This window comes from Rhodopirellula sp. J20-39 (assembly GCF_057365095.1).
In genome coordinates this window covers 443479-462987 of the sequence record NZ_CP195123.1, presented here as the reverse complement: position 1 = coordinate 462987, position 19509 = coordinate 443479, and the positions used below count along the sequence as shown (strand labels likewise).

General features: G+C 55.8%; 12 protein-coding genes. 9 read left to right on the top strand and 3 right to left on the bottom strand.

Features of this window, described 5'->3' with window-relative positions:
• Nucleotides 1–75 precede the first annotated feature (75 nt).
• On the bottom strand, nt 76–1356 hold the full coding sequence (locus ACR3ZL_RS01525; RefSeq protein ID WP_473649646.1) for a competence/damage-inducible protein A: 1281 nt from the start codon (nt 1354–1356) through the stop codon (nt 76–78).
• Nucleotides 1357–1509: 153 nt separating this feature from the next.
• Here ACR3ZL_RS01525 and eboE point away from each other — a divergent pair, with 153 nt between their 5' ends.
• Complete coding sequence (eboE, locus tag ACR3ZL_RS01520) at nt 1510–2835, top strand: metabolite traffic protein EboE (RefSeq protein WP_486173161.1); 1326 nt, start codon at nt 1510–1512, stop codon at nt 2833–2835.
• An 11-nt stretch (nt 2836–2846) separates the two neighbouring features.
• The gene (locus ACR3ZL_RS01515) at nt 2847–3584 is read left to right on the top strand and encodes a pyridoxine 5'-phosphate synthase (protein ID WP_473649648.1); all 738 of its coding nucleotides are present in this window, start codon (nt 2847–2849) and stop codon (nt 3582–3584) included.
• 123 nt (nt 3585–3707) lie between these two features.
• Here ACR3ZL_RS01515 and ACR3ZL_RS01510 read toward each other — a convergent pair whose 3' ends face one another.
• Nucleotides 3708–4544 (bottom strand): amidohydrolase family protein, encoded by an 837-nt coding sequence (locus ACR3ZL_RS01510; RefSeq protein WP_473649649.1) that lies wholly within the window; start codon nt 4542–4544, stop codon nt 3708–3710.
• A 125-nt stretch (nt 4545–4669) separates the two neighbouring features.
• Here ACR3ZL_RS01510 and metH point away from each other — a divergent pair, with 125 nt between their 5' ends.
• The 6 genes from metH to ACR3ZL_RS01480 all read left to right on the top strand — a co-directional run bounded on the left by metH (nt 4670) and on the right by ACR3ZL_RS01480 (nt 18552).
• Entirely contained in the window at nt 4670–8368 is a 3699-nt protein-coding gene (gene metH, locus ACR3ZL_RS01505) for a methionine synthase (protein ID WP_486173160.1), read from the top strand.
• Nucleotides 8332–9765: an ArnT family glycosyltransferase gene (locus tag ACR3ZL_RS01500; protein ID WP_473649651.1), complete on the top strand. Its 1434-nt coding sequence runs from the start codon at nt 8332–8334 to the stop codon at nt 9763–9765. Before metH ends, ACR3ZL_RS01500 begins: the two co-directional genes overlap by 37 nt.
• Nucleotides 9737–11302, top strand: coding sequence for a GNAT family N-acetyltransferase (locus ACR3ZL_RS01495; protein ID WP_473649652.1), 1566 nt, complete (start codon nt 9737–9739; stop codon nt 11300–11302). The genes ACR3ZL_RS01500 and ACR3ZL_RS01495 overlap by 29 nt, the downstream gene beginning before the upstream one ends.
• Nucleotides 11303–11311: 9 nt before the next feature.
• Nucleotides 11312–12367, top strand: coding sequence for a peptidase M42 (locus tag ACR3ZL_RS01490; RefSeq protein WP_473649653.1), 1056 nt, complete (start codon nt 11312–11314; stop codon nt 12365–12367).
• 122 nt (nt 12368–12489) lie between these two features.
• Entirely contained in the window at nt 12490–14355 is a 1866-nt protein-coding gene (locus ACR3ZL_RS01485) for a BBP7 family outer membrane beta-barrel protein (protein WP_473649654.1), read from the top strand.
• A gap of 324 nt (nt 14356–14679) precedes the next feature.
• Complete coding sequence (locus ACR3ZL_RS01480) at nt 14680–18552, top strand: efflux RND transporter permease subunit (RefSeq protein WP_486173159.1); 3873 nt, start codon at nt 14680–14682, stop codon at nt 18550–18552.
• 87 nt (nt 18553–18639) lie between these two features.
• Here ACR3ZL_RS01480 and ACR3ZL_RS01475 read toward each other — a convergent pair whose 3' ends face one another.
• On the bottom strand, nt 18640–18978 hold the full coding sequence (locus ACR3ZL_RS01475) for a hypothetical protein (protein WP_473649655.1): 339 nt from the start codon (nt 18976–18978) through the stop codon (nt 18640–18642).
• A 208-nt stretch (nt 18979–19186) separates the two neighbouring features.
• On the opposite strand from ACR3ZL_RS01475, the gene ACR3ZL_RS01470 reads away from it, so the two are divergent.
• Nucleotides 19187–19474, top strand: coding sequence for a hypothetical protein (locus tag ACR3ZL_RS01470; protein ID WP_486173158.1), 288 nt, complete (start codon nt 19187–19189; stop codon nt 19472–19474).
• The last annotated feature ends 35 nt before the right edge of the window (nt 19475–19509 follow it).

Below are 19509 nucleotides of genomic sequence, written 5' to 3'. Positions count from 1 at the left end.
GTCTGTGCGTGAGGCCCCGTTGCCTCGTCCGCTAGCATCGATTCTTTGCCTGGGATTCTGAGTGTGCCAGATGTTCTAAACAGGTACCGCTTCCGCTAAACATCCTCGCAAGAACATCAACGCTGCTTTGGCAATTCGCGGATGCACAATACTTGGATGACCACCAAGGCGTTTAGATTGTTGATGAAGCCGACCACCTGGACCGCGAACCGTAAAGATCACCTCTTCGGGAGCCTGCCTTCGATCATCGTCGCCTTGCAGGGCGGGGTAGTCACCGACCATCAAAATCCAATCGGCCTCAAAACGCTGCTCAATTACGTCAAAGCACTTCGTGATTGTCTTGGCTTGATCGCCTTTCTCGGTTAGGTCACCAGACGCTTCGACATCGGTCAACCGACATAAGTCGGCAAGAGTCCCTAGCGACAATCCGCCAGCGAACGCAGGACTATCCCCCAGCCCGGCGAACCAATGGCCCAACGGAGCGGCGCGGCCCAACTCCACTACGGCGAGTCGCTGTTTCATCTGACGAAGCGTTTCGTCCACCGCATGCTGTTGTTCATAAGACTCGCCATCGCCGTAGTACAAATCGCCTACACGCTGCAGGATCTCCTCGCGGGTGCTTGCGATCATCTTCTCACATTCCTCGACCGATCCTGCCAACGCACTAATACGAAGCGAGATGGTTGCGGAACTGACGGTGATGCCGACTCGTGGTTCGCGGTCTCGAGCGATCATGTCGCCAAGTCGCTGTTCCATGTCGCTCTCGCCAATGCCAAAGAACTTCATCACCAGATGCCGGATGAACTGCTTCTTGATGCTGCGTTCTAAGATCGCAGGCACGACCGATTCATCGAACATCGTTTTCATTTCTGCTGGGACACCTGGCAAAGCGAAAACACGAGACTCGGTTCCATCCTCACGCGTCGCAACGACATCGATCCCGGGCGCGGTGCCCTGCGGGTTATGGATTGGCGAGGCACCGATTGGGAACATCGCTTGAACTTCGTTTCGTTCGGGCATCGGACGGCCCATTTTGGAAAACAGATCCTCGATGTGCTTTAGCGAGTCCGTATTGAGAGTCAGCGGTCGCCCCAGTGCCTCGGCCAAAGCTTCCCGTGTCAAATCGTCTCGGGTTGGCCCCAGCCCACCTGTGGTTAAGACAATGTCGGCGCGACGCATTGCGATTCGAAACACGTCGGTATTATGCGAAAGCGTGTCACCGACGGTGGTGTGAAACTGGACATCAACGCCAATTTCAGCCAATCGTCGCCCCAGCCACTGGGTGTTGGTGTCCAAGCGGGCACCCCGAATCATTTCGTCACCAATCGAGATAATTTCTGCGTTCAAATGAGCCATGGATTCTTGGTAGGTTGGGCGTTGATGAGACTCGAGCCTGTCTCGTCCCGGCCTGCCGGGGCGACAAAACGGGGCTTAAAGTTTAGTCTTTACCGGGTGCCGCGTCTTCGCGTCGTGCCGTGTTTCCCCCTCATTTGCCAATCGCTCACACCGATGCCACCTGTTAAACGATCCGACCCTTCGTCCGCAATCCAGGCTGGTGCCGACGCATCGACGTGGACGCTTGGATATTGCACCAATATCCATCCGGGCGTGGAAGTTGACCAGATTTGCGAAAACCTTCGGGCTGTATCGGCTGAGGTCGCCAAACGCCGTGCGGGCTCGAAAGAGGCTCTTCCAATCGGCCTTTGGATCTCCCACGCCGCATCGGTGCAACTTCGCCGCCACGGCATGCAGCCGCTGATCGACACGATTGCCAAGCACAAGTTTCTGCCGTTCACCGTCAACGGATTCCCTTACGAAAACTTCCATCAAGAGCGTGTCAAACACGAGGTTTACCAACCCACTTGGTGGCAAGACGAACGGCTAACCTACACGCGGGACCTCGCCAAAATCCTCGCCGAACTGCTTCCCGAGGACGTGAACCTGGGAACGATCAGCACGCTCCCTTTGGGGTGGCCTAAACAGATCGACGAAAGTGCGGAACCCACCGATGGCGAACCCGTCTATCGTGACATCAACGAAGAAGAACAACATCACGCCGGCACCAATTTTCGCCGGCTTGCCGAAGACATGCGGATGCTGGAAGACCGTACTGGTAAACGCATTGTCATTGCGATCGAACCCGAGCCTGGCTGTCTGTTGCAGCGATCCCAAGAAGTTGTTGAGTGGTTCAACCAACAACTTCCCGACCCGACGCACCGACGCTACATCGGCGTTTGCCACGATATCTGTCACGCCGCCGTCATGATGGAAGACCAACGGGAGGTTCTCGAACGATATGCCAACGCCGGCATTGTGCTAGGCAAAGTTCAGGTCAGCAGCGCAATTGTGGCGGACTGGCAAGACATCCTGGCGACGGACCGCGAAGCCGCGATCGGCCAACTGCGAAACCTCGCCGAAGATCGCTATCTGCATCAAACCGGACGCGTGAAAAGCGATGGCTCCTTTGAGCTGGCTGAAGATCTTCCCGAACTACTGGAAAACATTCCTGCGGACGACCGAAAGTGGCTTGTCCATTTCCACGTACCGATCTTCTTGGAACGGTTCGGCCATCTGGAAACCACTCATCATCAAATCAAGCAAACCGTTGACGCCGTGCGTGAATTGACCGCTCGCAAAGAGTCATCGAAAGCCAGCGGACCAAAACCGCTGCAGTTCACCGGCCACTGGGAAGTCGAAACGTACGCATGGTCGGTGTTCCCCGACTCGCTTCGCCAGGGCGACCTCGCGATCAGCGATGACATGACTCGGCCGCAAGCGATGGCCCGCGATATCGCTCACGAACTTGATTGGTTCGCATCCATCCTGACGAAGTAACAAGCACCTTCATGGCCAATTCATCACTCCGACACATCGATCTTGGTGTCAATGTCGATCACGTCGCCACCATCCGCCAAGCCCGTCGCACCAACGAACCGGACCCCGTTATCGCGGCCGCGATGGCGCAGCACGGTGGCGCCGATGGAATCACGTTTCATTTGCGTGAAGACCGCCGACACATCCAAGACCGCGATGTTGAAGTGTTCATGCAAACGGTCACCGTCAAAACCAATTTCGAGTTGGCCTGCGCTGACGAAGTGCTTGTGATCTGTTGCCGGTTGAAGCCTGACTGGGCTTTGCTTGTGCCTGAAAGTCGCGAAGAAGTCACCACCGAAGGCGGCCTGGATTTGGCGGGCGATCAAGGCCGAATCGCCAAAGCAGTTTCCAAAATTCGCGATGCCGGAATTCAAACCAGCCTGTTCCTAGACCCTGAACCCGAACAAATCGAAGCTGCCGCAGCCTTGGGCGTCGACGCTGTTGAACTGCACACCGGCCCGTACGCCGTTGCCGATCGTCATCAGGTCGACGCCGAACTGGAACGTTTAACCACCGTGGGCAAACAAATCATTGACGCTGGCATGCGACTGCACGCCGGTCACGGCCTGACCTACGCCAACGTTCGCCCCATCGCCGCCATCGAAGGCATGGCCGAACTGAACATCGGGCATAGCATTGTCAGCCGCGCCGTGATGGTCGGCATGACCGAAGCCGTCGCCGAAATGCGACGCATCCTAGATTTGATCTAGCTGCACCGGCTACTTGCTAGGACACCAGATCGGGTCTTTAAGAACGGCGACTGAATCGAGCTGCCCGGCGTGAAGCCCCACGATACGGCCCGGATCCTGATGGATTATGACCTCCTCGACCGCTTAGACTTTCAAGTCGTAAGCTTTGATGGCGGTGCCGCTGAAGAAGGCTTCCTTTTCGGAATCGCTAAAGGGTTCCATCAGTTCCTGCACAACGCTCAGCCAGCGTGAATATTCAGTCGCGAGCAGGCATACGGGCCAGTCGCTGGCGAACATCATCCGCGACGGTCCAAACGCCTCCATGGCGATATCGAAATAGGGGCGCATCGTCTCGATATCCCAATCCGCATCGCGTACTTCGGTAGCAATACCGGACAATTTGCAAGTTAGGTTGTCCCGCTTGGCCAGCTCAACGAAGTCTTTCTTCCAACCTTCATCAAAACTATCCCGAGCGATCGCTGGCTTGGCGATGTGGTCGAGCACCATTGGGATTCCGGCATGCCGGTCCACGAAGTCGATCGCTGCGGGAAGTTGCCGAGGGAAAATCAGGACGTCGTAGACCAAGCCTCGCCCGGCCAACTTCGCGACACCCGCATTGAAATCGGCACCGTCTAGGAAGCGGTCGTCTGGCTCGTCCTGGACAACGTGGCGAACCCCCTTGAGCTTCGGGTTGTCCGTGAACTCGTCAAGCGAGGCTTCCACATCCGGACTGGCCAAGGGAACCCATCCGACAACACCGGCGACTTTGGATTCGCTAGCGGCAATCGCCAATAGATCTCGCGTTTCCTGAACCGTTTGCCGGGCCTGGACTGAAACGAACTGATCGACACCGTTTTCGCTGGAAATCTGGCCAAGCTCAGGGGCACCGAAATCTTGCTTCAATACGGCCATTTCGTCGTTGATCCAACCGTATTGTTCTGGATCGTACTGCCATAGATGGTGGTGTGCGTCGATCAGCAAAGTATTACCTGCGAAAATGGGCGGTCGGGTTGTTCATCAGTTGACGGGCGACGAAGATAACTCCTCAGAACAATCGACTCAACGCTCCGTGATTTTCACGAAACCCTGACCCAACTTGCCGCGAAATGCTTAAATCCTCCGCTCCCGATCAGCAACTTGCCGAATTGATCCGCGAACGCATTCTCATGCTCGACGGAGCGATGGGGACGATGATCCAGCGGCTCAAACTGGAAGAGGCCGATGTGCGCGGGGATCGGTTCGCCGATCACGACAAGGATCTGAAGAACTTTTCAGACATTTTGTGTCTGACCCATCCCGACAAGATCACCGATATTCACGCCGCCTATTACGAAGCTGGCAGCGATATCGTCGAAACGAACTCCTTCGGTGCGTCGCCCATCGGAATGGTTGAGTTCGGGTTGCCGCTGGAATTGGTCGAGGAAATCAACATCGCGGCAGTCAAATGTGCTCGCAAGGCGGCCGACATTTGGACAGAAAAGACGCCTGACAAGCCTCGTTTTGTTGCCGGGTCCATCGGGCCAACGACGATGCAGCTTGCAATCAGCACCAAGGTCGACGACGCGGCATTCCGAGCGACCACCTTCGAAGCACTTTCGGATAGCTACTACGCTCAAGTTAAATCGCTTTGCGAGGCGGGCGTGGACATTTTGCTTCCTGAAACGGCCATCGACACCCTGAACCTGAAGTCCTGTCTGTTTGCCATCCAGCGTTACTTTGACGAAGGTGGACGACGGGTTCCAGTTATGGTCAGCGGCACATTCGACAAAGGCGGACGAACGTTCGTCAGTGGCCAAAGCGTCGAAGCCTTTGTGACCGCGTTGTCACACTTCCCCGTACTATCGGTCGGGATGAACTGCGCCCTCGGCCCAGACGTGATGCGTCCGCACGTGGAAGAAATGTCCAAGGCCACCGGGCTGCCGATTAGCTGTCACCCGAACGCAGGCTTGCCTAATGAAATGGGTGCCTTTGACCTCGATCCTAAGCCGATGGCCGAGATTGTCGGTGAATACGCGGACAATGGTTGGGTGAACATTCTAGGCGGTTGTTGTGGCACGACTCCGCCGCACATCGCGGCGATGGCCGAACGCGTCAAGAATTGCAAACCCAAGCAAGAAGAAGTAGGCCCTGTCTACACGCGACTATCCGGCCAATTGCCGATGGTGATGCGTCCCGAGATCCCGTTCACCATGGTCGGCGAACGAACCAACGTGATGGGCAGTAAGAAGTTTGCGCGACTGATCCGTAACGAGCAATTCGACGAGGCCGTTGAGATCGCACGTGAACAGGTTCAAAACGGGGCCACGATCATCGACGTTAACTTCGATGACGCGCTGCTCGACGGCGCCGAAGCGATGACTCGCTTCCTGCGATTGATCTCCGGGGACGATGTCGTAGCGGCGGTGCCGATCATGATCGACAGCAGTAAGTGGGAGGTGCTCGAAGCGGGCCTTCGTAACGTGCAAGGCAAAGCGATCGTTAATTCCATTTCGCTGAAAGACGGCGAAGAAGAATTCTTGCGACGAGCCCGGCTGGTGCGCCAGTACGGAGCCGCCGCGGTCGTGATGGCGTTTGACGAAGAAGGACAAGCCGCTGACGAAGACAACAAGGTTCGCATCTGCAAGCGGGCCTATGACTTGCTTGTTAGCGAAATCAACTTCCCGCCTGAAGACATCATCTTCGACCCGAACATCTTGACCGTCGCGACCGGGATGGAAGAGCACAACAACTACGCGGTTGACTTCATCAATGCTGTTCGCCGGATTAAAGAAGAATGCCCCGGTGCGAAAACCAGCGGTGGTGTTAGTAACATCAGCTTCAGCTTCCGCGGTAACGACCGCGTTCGTGAAGCGATCCACGCGGCGTTCTTGTATCACGCCGTTCGAGCCGGCTTGGACATGGGGATCGTCAACGCGGGGCAACTGGAAGTCTACGAAGAAGTACCCAAAGATTTGCTTGAGCATGTCGAAGACGTGTTGCTGAATCGTCGCGACGACGCCACCGACCGCATGCTTGAATTTGCCGAAACAGTCAAAGGCGACGGCAAAAAGAAAGCCGGCGAAGACCTAACGTGGCGGGAAGCTCCCGTCATCGAGCGGATGAAACATGCCTTGATCAAAGGCATCGATAAGTACATCGTCGAAGATACCGAAGAGGCTCGCCAACACTACGATCGTTGCTTGCAAGTAATCGAAGGCCCGCTGATGGACGGCATGAGCGTGGTGGGCGACCTGTTCGGCGAAGGCAAGATGTTCTTGCCCCAAGTCGTAAAAAGCGCCCGCGTGATGAAAAAAGCGGTGGCGTACCTTGAACCGTTCATGGAAGAAGAAAAACGGCTCGCTGGCGTCGAATCGGATGACGCTCGCGGCACGTTCTTAATTGCAACCGTGAAGGGTGACGTTCACGATATCGGCAAGAACATCGTCGGTGTTGTACTGCAGTGCAACAACTACAAGGTCATCGACCTGGGCGTGATGGTTACCAGCGAAACGATTTTGGAAGAAGCCGAAAAACACAACGTCGACATGATTGGTTTGAGCGGACTGATCACGCCAAGCTTGGACGAAATGGTCCATGTGGCGCGTGAGATGAAACGCAAGAAGATGACCATGCCGTTGTTGATTGGCGGTGCCACGACCAGCGCGAAACACACCGCGGTCCGAGTGGTGCCTGCCTACGATGGGCCGATCATTCACGTGCTCGATGCCAGCCGAAGCGTGAACGTCGTTGAGAAATTGATCGGCGAGGATCGAGATACGTTCATTGCCGAAAACAATGACAAGCACGAAAAGCTGGCCGCCAGCTATCGCGATCGCCAGCAAAAACTGGTTCCTTATGCTGACGCGTTGGCGAACAAGTTCGCGACCGATTGGCAAAGCGTCCAAATCGATAAACCGTCGTTCACCGGCGTGCAAACGTTGATCGATTTCCCGCTGGCTGAAATTCGACCCTATATCGACTGGTCGCCGTTCTTCAGCACATGGGAATTGAAAGGGAAGTACCCCAAGATTCTGAAGGATCCGGTTGTCGGCGAGCAAGCCAAAGAGCTCTTTGAAGATGCCAATGCCGTCCTGGACGAAGTCATCGCCAATGGCACTTTGAAGGCAAACGCGGTCTATGGTTTTTGGCCGGCCGCTAGCGACGGTGACGACGTGATCCTCTACACCGACGAGTCGCGGTCGAAGGAACTCACCCGGTTCCACTTCCTGCGTCAACAATGGGAACGCAAGGGACAAAAAGACTATCGTTCGTTGGCCGACTACATCGCCCCAGTCGATTCGGGTCGCGAAGATTACATCGGCGGCTTCGCGGTCACCGGTGGTATCGGCGCCGAAGCGTTATCGATGGCGTACAAGAAGGAGCTAGACGACTACAAGTCGATCATGGTGTCGGCCGTAGCCGACCGTTTGGCCGAAGCGTTTGCTGAACTGCTGCACCAAAAGGCTCGCCAAGAATGGGGCTTTGGTAAAACCGAAGGTCTTTCGACGGAAGAGCTGATCGCCGAAGAGTACCGAGGCATTCGGCCAGCCGCAGGTTACCCAGCGTGTCCCGATCACACGGAAAAACGCACGCTGTTTGACCTACTGGAAGCCGAAAAGAATACCGGTGTGGAATTGACCGAGAGCTTTGCGATGACGCCGGGGTCCAGCGTCAGCGGTTTGTACTTTGCCCATCCTGAGGCGCGGTACTTCACGGTCGACCGAATCACCAAAGATCAAGTCCAAGCCTACGCTGCTCGCAAAGGCTGGGAACTCAGCAAGGTCGAACGTTGGCTGTCACCCAACTTGGCTTACGAGCCAAGCTAGGGTTCCTGCGGGAGACATTCTCGCGTCCATCCGCCCGTCGCTTGAAGCAGGCTATGAATCGGCGTTCTTCGTTCTTGTTACCCATCGCGATCGTACTGTTCGCGATGGTCGTTCGCGGAGGAGTGCTTGTCGCTCGCTTGGATGGATTGAGCGACGATCCCGATGCGTACCGTGTGATTGCGACGACGCTTGCCCGCACCGACGTGCTAGGCTTGCCAGTGGGCGACGACGGTGCCAATCCGACAGCGTTCCGGCCGCCGCTCTATCCATGGCTACTGTCGCTACAAGTTAATCCGCTGGGAGAACTAACGAACCAATCCGTTGCCATCCTGCATTGGCTATTAGGCTGCCTGACCGTTTGGATGTCCTTTGACATTGCCCGGCGTCTTTTCTCCGATCGTGTCGCGGCGGTAACCGGGATCCTCGTGACACTCGATCCAATCTTGTTGTGGCAATCCACGCTGGTGATGACCGAGACCCTGGCCACCGCACTGACGATGGCCGCCTGTTGGTGGTGGGTGAACCGATACTACAGCCGTGATCAATCCAAAGCAAAATGCCAAACTTCGGCCACATCGCACCTACAGACATCCGGCATCCTAGGTTTGCTCTTGGGACTTGCCTTTCTGTGCCGTCCCACGTTCTTGGTATGGGCGGCATTGTTGATCCCGGCCGTCATATGGGTTGGACCGGCTTGCCGCGTTCGGCGAGGCGCTTCATTGGTTATTGCCTCCTTGGTCTTCGCAAGCGTGGTGGGGGCTTGGACGCTTCGAAACCTGAGTGCCATCGGGCATCCAATTTGGGCAACTTCGCACGGCGGCTACACACTGTTATTGGGAAACAACGATTCCTTTTACGACTACCTGCGTGACCGCCCGTCCTCGTGGCCTTGGAACACACCTGCCTGGGACGCGGAAGCCTTCTTTGTGGACTATGCCAAGCGAAAACCGCATGCCAACGAGGTCGCTGACGATGCTGCGGCCTACGAGCTTGCCAAATCGACGATCCAGAATCGACCGGACGAGTTCGTCCTTTCTTGCTGGGTTCGACTTTCTCGACTTTGGCAACCGTTCCCGCACGCCACCCCGGGCCGTTCGACGGCGTCAATTGTCGCTGTCGGGTGCTTTTATGTCATCGTCGACACACTGATTCTTATTGGTCTGTTTCGTCATCGCCGGGCCTTGTCACTGCGATATTGGCGACGAATGATAATCGCTTGGCCGGCGATTGCCTTGGTGATCACTCTAAGTGGAGTCCATACGTTCTACTGGAGTAACCCACGAATGCGAGCACCGGCTAATCCAATCCTGGCGATCGCCGCCGCAACCGCATTCCTTTCCTTAAAAAACCGTTCCTGCAAAGACCTCAATGCCACAACCGCCGCAGCTCCCGATTGATTTGAGTGAGTTCGAAACCAAGCTTCGCGTCCGACAGATGACGTTGGAGGATTTCGACGCGGTCTTTGCACTTCAACAAAAGTGCTTCCCAGGCATGCCGCCCTGGACGAGAGAGCAAATCGAGTCGCAACTGAGAATCTTCCCCGAAGGCCAACAGGTCGTTGAGGTCGATGGCGAAATCGTGGCATCGTCGAGCAGTCTATTGCTCGATTACGACGACGACCTTGAATGGCACGACTGGAAAAAAACCGCTGACTCGGGGTTCATTCGAAATCACCGGCCTGGTGGCGACACGATGTACGGGATCGAGATGATGGTCGATCCCGACTATCGAGGCATGCGGTTGTCCCGGCGGCTATACAACGCCCGCAAGGAATACTGTCGTATCCACGGTGTTCGCCGAATCATCATCGGCGGTCGCTTGCCCGGCTATCACCGTCATGCTGAAACCCTCAAGCCACACGACTACATCGACCGCGTGATCAGCAAGGCGTTGTACGACCAAGTGTTGACGGCCCAAATCGCCAACGGATTCGCTCTGCAAGGTCTGATCCCAGACTACCTTCCATCGGACATCGAAAGCTGTGGCTATGCGACTTTCTTGGAATGGAAGAACCTCGACATCTCCAAGAAAGCACCTCGCAAGTTCCGCCGCAGCGTTCAACCGGTCCGAATCGGTGCGGTGCAGTATCAAATGCGGACGGTCGCAAACTTCGAAGAGTTTGCCAAACAAACTCGCTACTTTGTCGACGTGGCGGGCGACTACAATTGTGACTTCCTGTTGTTCCCGGAACTCTTCACGACTCAGTTGCTCTCGTTCATGCCGCCCCAGCGTCCAGGCAGTGCTGCTCGGGCGCTCGCGGAATTCACGCCGCAGGTGTTGGAACTGTTCACCGAGATGGCGGTGTCGTTCAACTGCAATATCATTGGCGGATCGCACTTTTCGATTGAAAACGACGCTCTGTACAACATCGCGTACCTATTCCGCCGCGATGGAACGATCGAACGTCAATACAAACTGCACATCACCCCCAGCGAACGTAAATGGTGGGGCGTTGCCGGTGGCGATGAAGTGAAAGTGTTTGACACCGATTGCGGCAAGATCGCCATCCAGGTTTGTTACGACAGCGAGTTTCCCGAACTGTCGCGTATTGCTGCGGACCAGGGCGCACAGATCTTGTTCGTTCCTTACAACACCGACACGCGGCACGGTTACCTGCGGGTTCGCACGTGTTCCCAAGCACGCTGCATCGAAAACCATTTCTATGTCGCGATTGCTGGATGTACCGGAAACCTTCCGTTCGTCGAGAACGCCGACATTCACTATGCCCAGTCCGCGATCTTGACGCCCAACGACGTGATGTTCGCTCGCGACGGGATCGCTGCAGAGGCCAATCCAAATATCGAAACCGTGGTGATCCACGATGTCGATTTGGAACTCCTGCGGCGACATCGCGAACAAGGCACCGTGCAAAATTACAACGATCGTCGCACCGATCTTTATCACGTTGGGACGCCCAATGGTAAGAAGGTCTAGAACATCCTCATGACAAAGCCTGAATTCATGGACGACTTCCTGCATCTGCTTCGTGCTCTGGTACGTGAACCTTCCGTCGTCGGCATGGAAGACGCGTTCTTTCGCGTCTTACGCCGAGAACTGGAGGAATTCAATGTCTCCGTTTCTCGGTACCACGGACTTCTCGTAGCACAGGGCAATGCGCCCGAGAGTGGATTTTTGTCGGTACACGTCGATCGCCACGGGTTGATGTGCACCGGGCCGAACGAGTTCCAGTACGCAGCCTTCATCGCAGGCAACCGTGGCGAATTAAACGGGGATTCGATCTCCGAACAATTCATGGAAACCATCGCCGGTCGATTTCGTGGTCAGCGGGTGCAAGCTCACACGCCCTATGCGGGATCGTATTTGGGACAGGGAACCATCACGGAATCCTACATCTGCCCACGGCGTAGAAACCTGATTTTCGAACTTTCGGATCTGAACTTTTTGCAACCTGGAACCCCGATTTCTTTCCTGGATCGCTTGAAGGAAGACAACGGATTGATTTCAGCGCAACTGGACAACGTTGTTTCCGTCGCGATGGTGATCGAACTCATACGCCGAGGTTTCCAGGGCACGACATTGTTCACCGCAGGAGAGGAGGCGGGCCGAAGCTGGCGTTTTGCCGCGGAATGGTTCCAGCGACACGACATTCAAACCAATCGCCTGATTGTGATCGACACCAGCCCCTTCCCGACGGTGGAAGACTTGCGTTTGCAGGACGTAGTGCTGCGTCACCGAGACTCCAACGCCGCCTTCGACAAGGGTATCACCGCCGAACTGCAACATCACTGCGAACGCCTGAAAACGTCCTATCGGTATAAGGACCGCTATATCGAGGAACTGAACCTGACGCGGGAAAAACCGATGTCGATCGGCCGCACCGAACTGGGCCGCTTGATCGAGGCGACGGAGGGACGAATCACGGGGACCACGCTGCAACTGCCCACATGTTCCTACCACACCCAGACCGAAACAGCCCGGTTATCAAGCATTCAAGCGATGCTAACCCTGCTGTGTGAACTCAATGGAATTGAGCGATAACGACCTCGCCGTCAAAGTTTACCAGAATTGCTCAACCGGCCTGACCGCCACACCCGATACCTAGGTTAGGCGTTCGCTATCGCGCGATCGCTAAGTATTGCCTGAACGCAAGACCTAGATCCATGAAGCTCGTGATGAACACAACGTCGCTCTCCATCTCAACCCTGCTGACTCGCTTCGCGATTACACTCGCAGTGAGTTTCACAGTGGCTGCTTCGACCACTCACGCTCAAGTGAGAACGAAAAAGCCGGACCGAGGCGTCTATCAGCCCAATGGTCCCACGCTTTATCCGAGCCGGGAAACTCAGCCTGCCCAGCCCGGTGAAACGGACGATTCTAGACTCTGGGTTGAGTCGAGCCGTGAAACTGCCGAACCAGACGACCATTCTCCACAAGTCGTTGAGCCTATCGAGATCCAACCGCTTCAATTGCGGGATCTGTCCGCAGTCGACCAAACGGGCTCGACGACCGATTCGCAGTCTCCACGGTTGCACCACGTGAATGACCCCCGTTCGCTACGTCTGACGCAGGTACCGTCCCAATCGATGGGCAACGCGTCGGCTGAACACCACGATCGTGCGGTCAGCCAAGTCTCCTTTGAGCCACCTATTCAACTGACACCTCGCCGGTCACCGTCGCTTGTCAAACGGACTTCATCCCGCCAGGCACTTCGTGATCCGCAAGACAGCAATCAGGGAACTCACCGGCGTGTGTCCCACCAAAACTCATTCGTCCAATACGAATCCGTTGGCAACGAATACATCCAAGACAGCTATCCCGGTGAAATGTACGGTGGTGAAGTCTCCTGCGGATGCGAAGGCGTCGGCTGCGATTCGTGCGGCTACGGCATGGGATCGTGCGATACCTACCGGTGCGGCGGATGCGATTCGATGGGCTGCGGAAGCTGCGGCCACCATTCCCTATCCAATGGCTCACTAAGCCTGGACCCTTGTCGCTGGTTCGCTTCGATGGAAGTGCTGTTGCTCTTTCGCAAAGGCGACATGATCCCAGCATTGGTGACCACCAGCCCCGGCGACACGCTGATTGATGATGCCGGCGAACTGCCCGACGCGACGATTCTGGCAGGTGACGAAAAACTGTTTGACGACATGACCGCCGGCGGCCGACTGACGCTGGGGACATGGATTGACGATTGTAAAAACCGCAGCATCGTGGGTCGCTTATGGACCTCAACGGAATCCGACTATGGGTTCTCAGCCAACGAAGGCGTCGGCTCAGGAAACATCCTGGCGATTCCTACAACGCTTGCCGGGGCACCTAACGCAGCCGTCATCGCCTTCCCCGATTCCGCCGAAAACTCCGGCCGGTTTGGTTCCGTAAGCATTTCAGCGGAAAGCAATGTTGCCGGTGGTGACATCTCCGTACGCCAGTTTTGGAAGGGCGGTCTGGGCACGACCTTTGACGTTCTTTACGGCTACCAATACATGCGATTGGACGAAAAGCTTGGGCTGTCGACGTCCAGCACCTTCACACAAGAACTACTGCCCACGGAAGTCGGCGACAATCTGGTAACGTCTGATTCGTTCGACACCACCAACGAATTCCACGGTGGTCAGTTAGGACTCGCGGGCCGTTATCGCGAAGGCTGCTGGAGCTTTGATTTCCTGGCCAAGTTTGCCTTCGGTCAACTCCGCCGTGAAGCGGAACGTCGCGGCAGATCGGTCATCTCAACCGGCACGCCACCGGCCGGAACGAGCGACACTGGCATTTTGGTTTCCGACACTAACAGCGGAATCTTCAGCGACGATACGTTCGGCTGGATCCCTGAACTTGACGTGTCACTCGGATGGCACAAATATCCACGCTTTGACGTGACGTTTGGGTACAACCTGATCGCCATGACGAACGCCGCCCGACTGTCCGATGTGATGGATCCTAACAATTCGACGGATGCTCCACGGGTCGGGTTCAGCGAGGACACCTTCTATCTTCAGGGTCTGCACTTCGGTATCCGACACGTCTACTAGGCTTTTGGCCTGCACTGTGTTGCACGTCGGTCTTATCAGGACCGGCGATCGGGAAGGCGATTCCCCCCGGGGATATTCGCCGAATCAGAGAAATTGCCCTACATGACGGCGAAAATTGCCGTCGGCGGTGAACGTCAAGGCCTACCAAAGAGCCCTGACCACCCCTCTCGGCACGGTCTAGCTAACCCAACCAGTCGGGCTTCCACAGACTAGAATCTGGGCACATAACTGGGAAATGCGATGGTTCAAATAAAACCACCTCGTTAGCTTGAGTGGTCGTACTTTCCCGAAATACCCGACTTTTCTTCATTGCTGTGTTCCCCAATGGCATCGTCCCAATCGAATTCCCCGCAGAATTCTAAGTCGAAGCAAACCTTCCTAGAGCGTCCTGGCCCATTCGGGACCAGTGTGGCCCTGTTGGTATTGATGGGGTTTTTCTTCATTTTGCCATCGGCTTTTCGTGGGGCTCGCGAGGGACTGAAGAACAAAGAGAACAACATCAAGGATTGGTTGCCCAGCGACTTTCCTGAAACCGCGGAACTGGATTGGTTCGCCGATCACTTTGCCGGCGAGAGCTTCGTACTGGCGACTTGGCCGGGCTGTACCGTTGGCGATCAACGACTGAGTTTGCTGGAAGACAAACTCTTGCATGAATCGGCTAGTTACCGTGAACAACTGCTGACCGAAGAAGCAAATGGTCTTTCGATAGCGGAACGTCGCGTTCGTGTGCGTGCTCGCGAACTCGGCGAGGAACTTCAACTGTTGCCCCCCGGCCAGGCCCTAGATAACTGGGGCGGCCAGGACGAAAAGTGGCTCGCCTCTTCCGATGGCACGTGGTACTACATCACACCCAACGGAAGATTCTATCGCTGGGAAGAAGGCAACAGTGGTCCTGCAGCGTTGTTCCGACGCATCAAGAAATCTCTTGGCACGTACGAGCTGAAGGGCACCCTGGTAACGGCGATCGGTGAAGCCTCCACGCCAGACAAAGTGAACGAGTTTTACAACGACCCCACGCTATTGTGCGCGCCGTTGTTTGAGACCGTTCAAACTGGCGAGACAATCGTTAAGGAACTTTCGTCCGAAGGTGGTGCGTTATGGCCGGTCGATTTGACCGATGTGGAAAAACGTCCTTTGATCGCTCGCCGTCGTGCGATGGAACGGTTGACGGGAAGTTTGTTTGCTCCCGCCGTCCCACCTAACTTTAAGTGGACGGCGGCCGATTTCGTTGCCGCAGTTCCGGAAGATCAAAAAGACAAACTTCCCGATGACACCGAAACGATCATCACGACTGCACTGCAATCTTTCGCCGACGAACGCTTCGATGGTGACCTGAGCAGAATCCCGACGGCGACGACGCCGGTTCAGGCAGAAGCCTGGTACATGGTGTTCGATCAATTGGCGGTCGAACCGCCCGCCCGACTCACCTGCTTGCTGATCACGCTTACCGATCTGGCGAAGGACAACTTGGCCTACGCCATCGGTCGCGGAACGCTGGGCAGCCCACAAGGTCGCCTGCTAGCTTTGGCACAACAAAGTGGCGTTCATCCACCATCGCCTCCATCGACCGCTCCACCACCATTCAACCGTGAACCACCTGAACAGGTCGGTTCAATGCCGCCTCTTCGCATGGGCGGGCCACCGGTCGACAATATTGCCATTGATGAAGAAGGTACCGTCACGCTGGTGCGTTTGATTGGCTACTGCATCCTGATTGGGGTCATGCTTTCCTACTTCTGTTTTCGAAGTTTGAAAGTAACCATCATGCTCTTCGTCGTGGGCGGAAGTGCCGCGATGTTGGCCATGGCAATGGTTGGCTGGACCGGCGGACACGTTGACGCGATCTTGCTCAGCATGCCTTCGTTGGTCTATGTGCTTGGCCTATCTGGGGCTATCCATGTCATCAATTACTATCGCGACGAAGTACGCTCCGAAGGTCGCCAAGGCGCACCCGGCCGTGCACTGCGTCATGCGATTTTGCCATGTACGCTGGCCGCGGTCACAACCGCGATCGGGTTAGGATCGCTCTATACCAGTAACCTGAAACCGATCAGCAACTTTGGTCTGTACTCCGCTATCGGCGTCATCGCCACGCTGGCGATCCTATTCAGCTATTTGCCCGCGGCGTTGGAGGTCTTTTCGCCAACGATCGATCGCAAAAAGAAGAAAACCGCAGATGGCGAACCCGCCGCCAGCGAGCCGTCGGGAATGGAAGCGGAACTGGCGGCTTGGTGGGCTGGAGTCGGACGTTTCATCACCGCAAACCATCGCGTTGTTGCGATCACCTGCATGATCGTGCTTGTCGTCGCTTCACTGGGATTGATGAAAATCACCACCTCGGTGCAACTGCTGAAGTTGTTCGATTCGAACGCTCGTATCCTTCGCGATTACGGTTGGTTGGAAGAGAACTTTGGCAACCTTGTTCCGATGGAAATCATCGTTCGTATGCCGACTGAGATGCAGCGGGAAACTTCCGATAGAGAAGATGCGGTTGCCCTGACGTTGCTCGAACGTATTGAAACCGTCTCGCGAATCCGTACGGTCGTCACACGCACGCTTGGTGAAGAAGGCAGTGGCGAGATCGGGCAAGCTTCCAGCATGGACACCTTTTTGCCTCCGTTACCGGAGGTGAGCAATGGCTACGACGTGGTGCGCAGCCAATTCAATCGGCGAATCAGCAGTTCAAAGGAAGAGCTGCTGGAGAGCGACTTCGTAAAAATCGAAAAGTCGGGTCCGCTAGCGGGCAGCGAAATGTGGCGACTAAGCCTTCGCGTCAGCGCTTTGTCGGACAACGACTACGGTTTGTTCATCAACGACCTGCGAGATTCAGTTGAACCTGTTGTCGAAGCCTATCGCACGCGTGCTGAACTACTCAAACAACTCGAATCGTCACCCAACGGTCTGACGGGTAAACAACGCGTATTAATCGTTGGTGCCTCGCACGTTGAAAACCTGAATCTTGCACCGCTGGTCCATGAAGACGGATCGCTAGACCCAACGATGGTCTACCTTTCCACGCTCAAGGAACTGCTCGGTAACGAACGGATCAAGAGTCCAATCTGGATCGATCCCAACGCCCCCGATGCGAAAGCCAAACCCGGTGATCCAAAGTGGGAAAAACTGATCGCGGCGGTCGACGCTGTTGTCTGGGTCGAAGATTTCGAACAAGCATTGGCTCTTCGAAAGTCCAATGCCCCCCGTGTCGGCGCGGCATCGCGAGCTTCGGAGTACTTAGCCGCAGCCAAGATCGTTGTTCGAGCGGACTTGATCGCCGCCAATCCCATTGAAAAGCACATCGTCACCATTGCCGATGACACATCCGCGAACACGTCTGGACGACGAATCGTCGCGACGGCACGCCGCGTTCCCGTGTTCGATGTTGAAAAGGCGACAGCGCCCCAAGTGTTGTTCACCGGGGTGGTTCCGGTCGTTTACAAAGCTCAGCGAACGCTCCTGGGCAGCCTTGTTGAATCGATCATGATGGCGTTCGTCTTGATCGCCGGTGTCATGATCGTGCTGCTGAACCCCGGCAGCTTCCCGGCACAATGGCTGCAACCGCAAAACTTGATGTCTGGGATCACTGCGGGAGCGGTATCGATGATTCCCAACATTTTCCCTGTGCTGTTTGTTTTCGGAGTCATGGGACACGGCAACATTGCCGTTGATATCGGTACGATGATGACCGCCTCGGTTGCGATGGGGGTCGCCGTCGACGACACGATTCACTTCCTGTCGTGGTTCCGACAATACCTTGAAGAGGGCAAGACTCGCGTCGAAGCAGTGATTGAAACCTACCGACGAGTAGGACCGGCCATGACTCAAACAACCGTTGTTGGCGGACTCGGCTTGTTCGTCTTCGCTTTGTCCACCTTCACACCGACGCAGCGTTTCGGAACCTTAATGTTGGTTATGTTGGCAACCGCGTTGGTCGGGGACCTGATCCTGTTGCCCGCTTTGCTCGCCGGCCCGCTGGGCAAATGCTTTAAACCACGCCACGGCTTTCTGAAAACCAACAACGGTGATGCCGCCGGTGAATCGGAGTTTGCTGGGGACGCGAAGCCAACGGACGAATTTCAATCCGCCAACCTAGACGTTCCAACGGGTCCGGTGCTGGATACCGATGAGGTACCGATATTGAAGGTGCACACACCGCCAGTACATAAAGACTCGCGATCGTCATCACCGAAAGCGAAATAGCTGGACGGGGCCAGCCGAGCTATTCAAAGCCTAACCGGCATCGAGCCTGATCGAGATCGTTTCTCAATCAGCTCGCAGCTCGCTGGTTCAGGACTGATCAGACTCGCTGACCAACTCGTTGTCGGATTGCTCAGCATCCAACTGCTCAAAACGGTTGCGGTATAGCCAACGCTCCCACAGCCGAGCCTTGCGAAGCTGAGGGTCCGACGCCGCGACGAGATGCGATTTGCCCCGTCGGGTTTTCAGATGCAATTGCCCGTCGGCGTCGATTTCGTCGACCACCCAAAACTTGTCAACCGTGTACCGATACAGGTTTCCTTTGCTGGCCGCATGCACATTTTCAGCCCGCGGACCAGGATTGGCACTGCTTTTCTGCTTGCGATAGATGACCCAATCACCGGGTTCATAGTGGGTGGATGAAAACATTTTGGGGCCTTCCTTGAAATCCGCAAACGTGGCTGCTGGCGAAACCTTTCCACTCCGCACACGCAATTTGCTTGTAAACGACCACACTTTGTATCGTCCGTCCGCCAAAACCGCTAGCGTTATCCGGATAACCCACCCCAAATAACACCTGTCGCGGTGCGGCCCGCCAACAACGATTTGCCGCGAAGTCCGCGTCAAACTACAGTAGATGGTACTGCTTCTTTGTCACTTCACACCGCCGTCGTTCGCCATGATCTACTTTATCTGCTGGGCCGTCTTCATTGGAGTGTTAATCGTTTCGACCATTGTCACGGCAGTCATGGGGAACAAAAGTTCCCGCCCCGCATCCGCTGCGGCCCCTGTAGCGATGAACGAAGCTTTCGATGAAGAAGAATTCGTGGCCGAGGAAATGGACGAGATGGTGGCCGAATCGTCCGAAGAATTCGGTGAACCTAGCGGTGATGATTTCGCCGAGTTCGAAAACGAATTTAGCTGAACCGTTCGCACCTCGCGAACTCTTTGCACCACGCG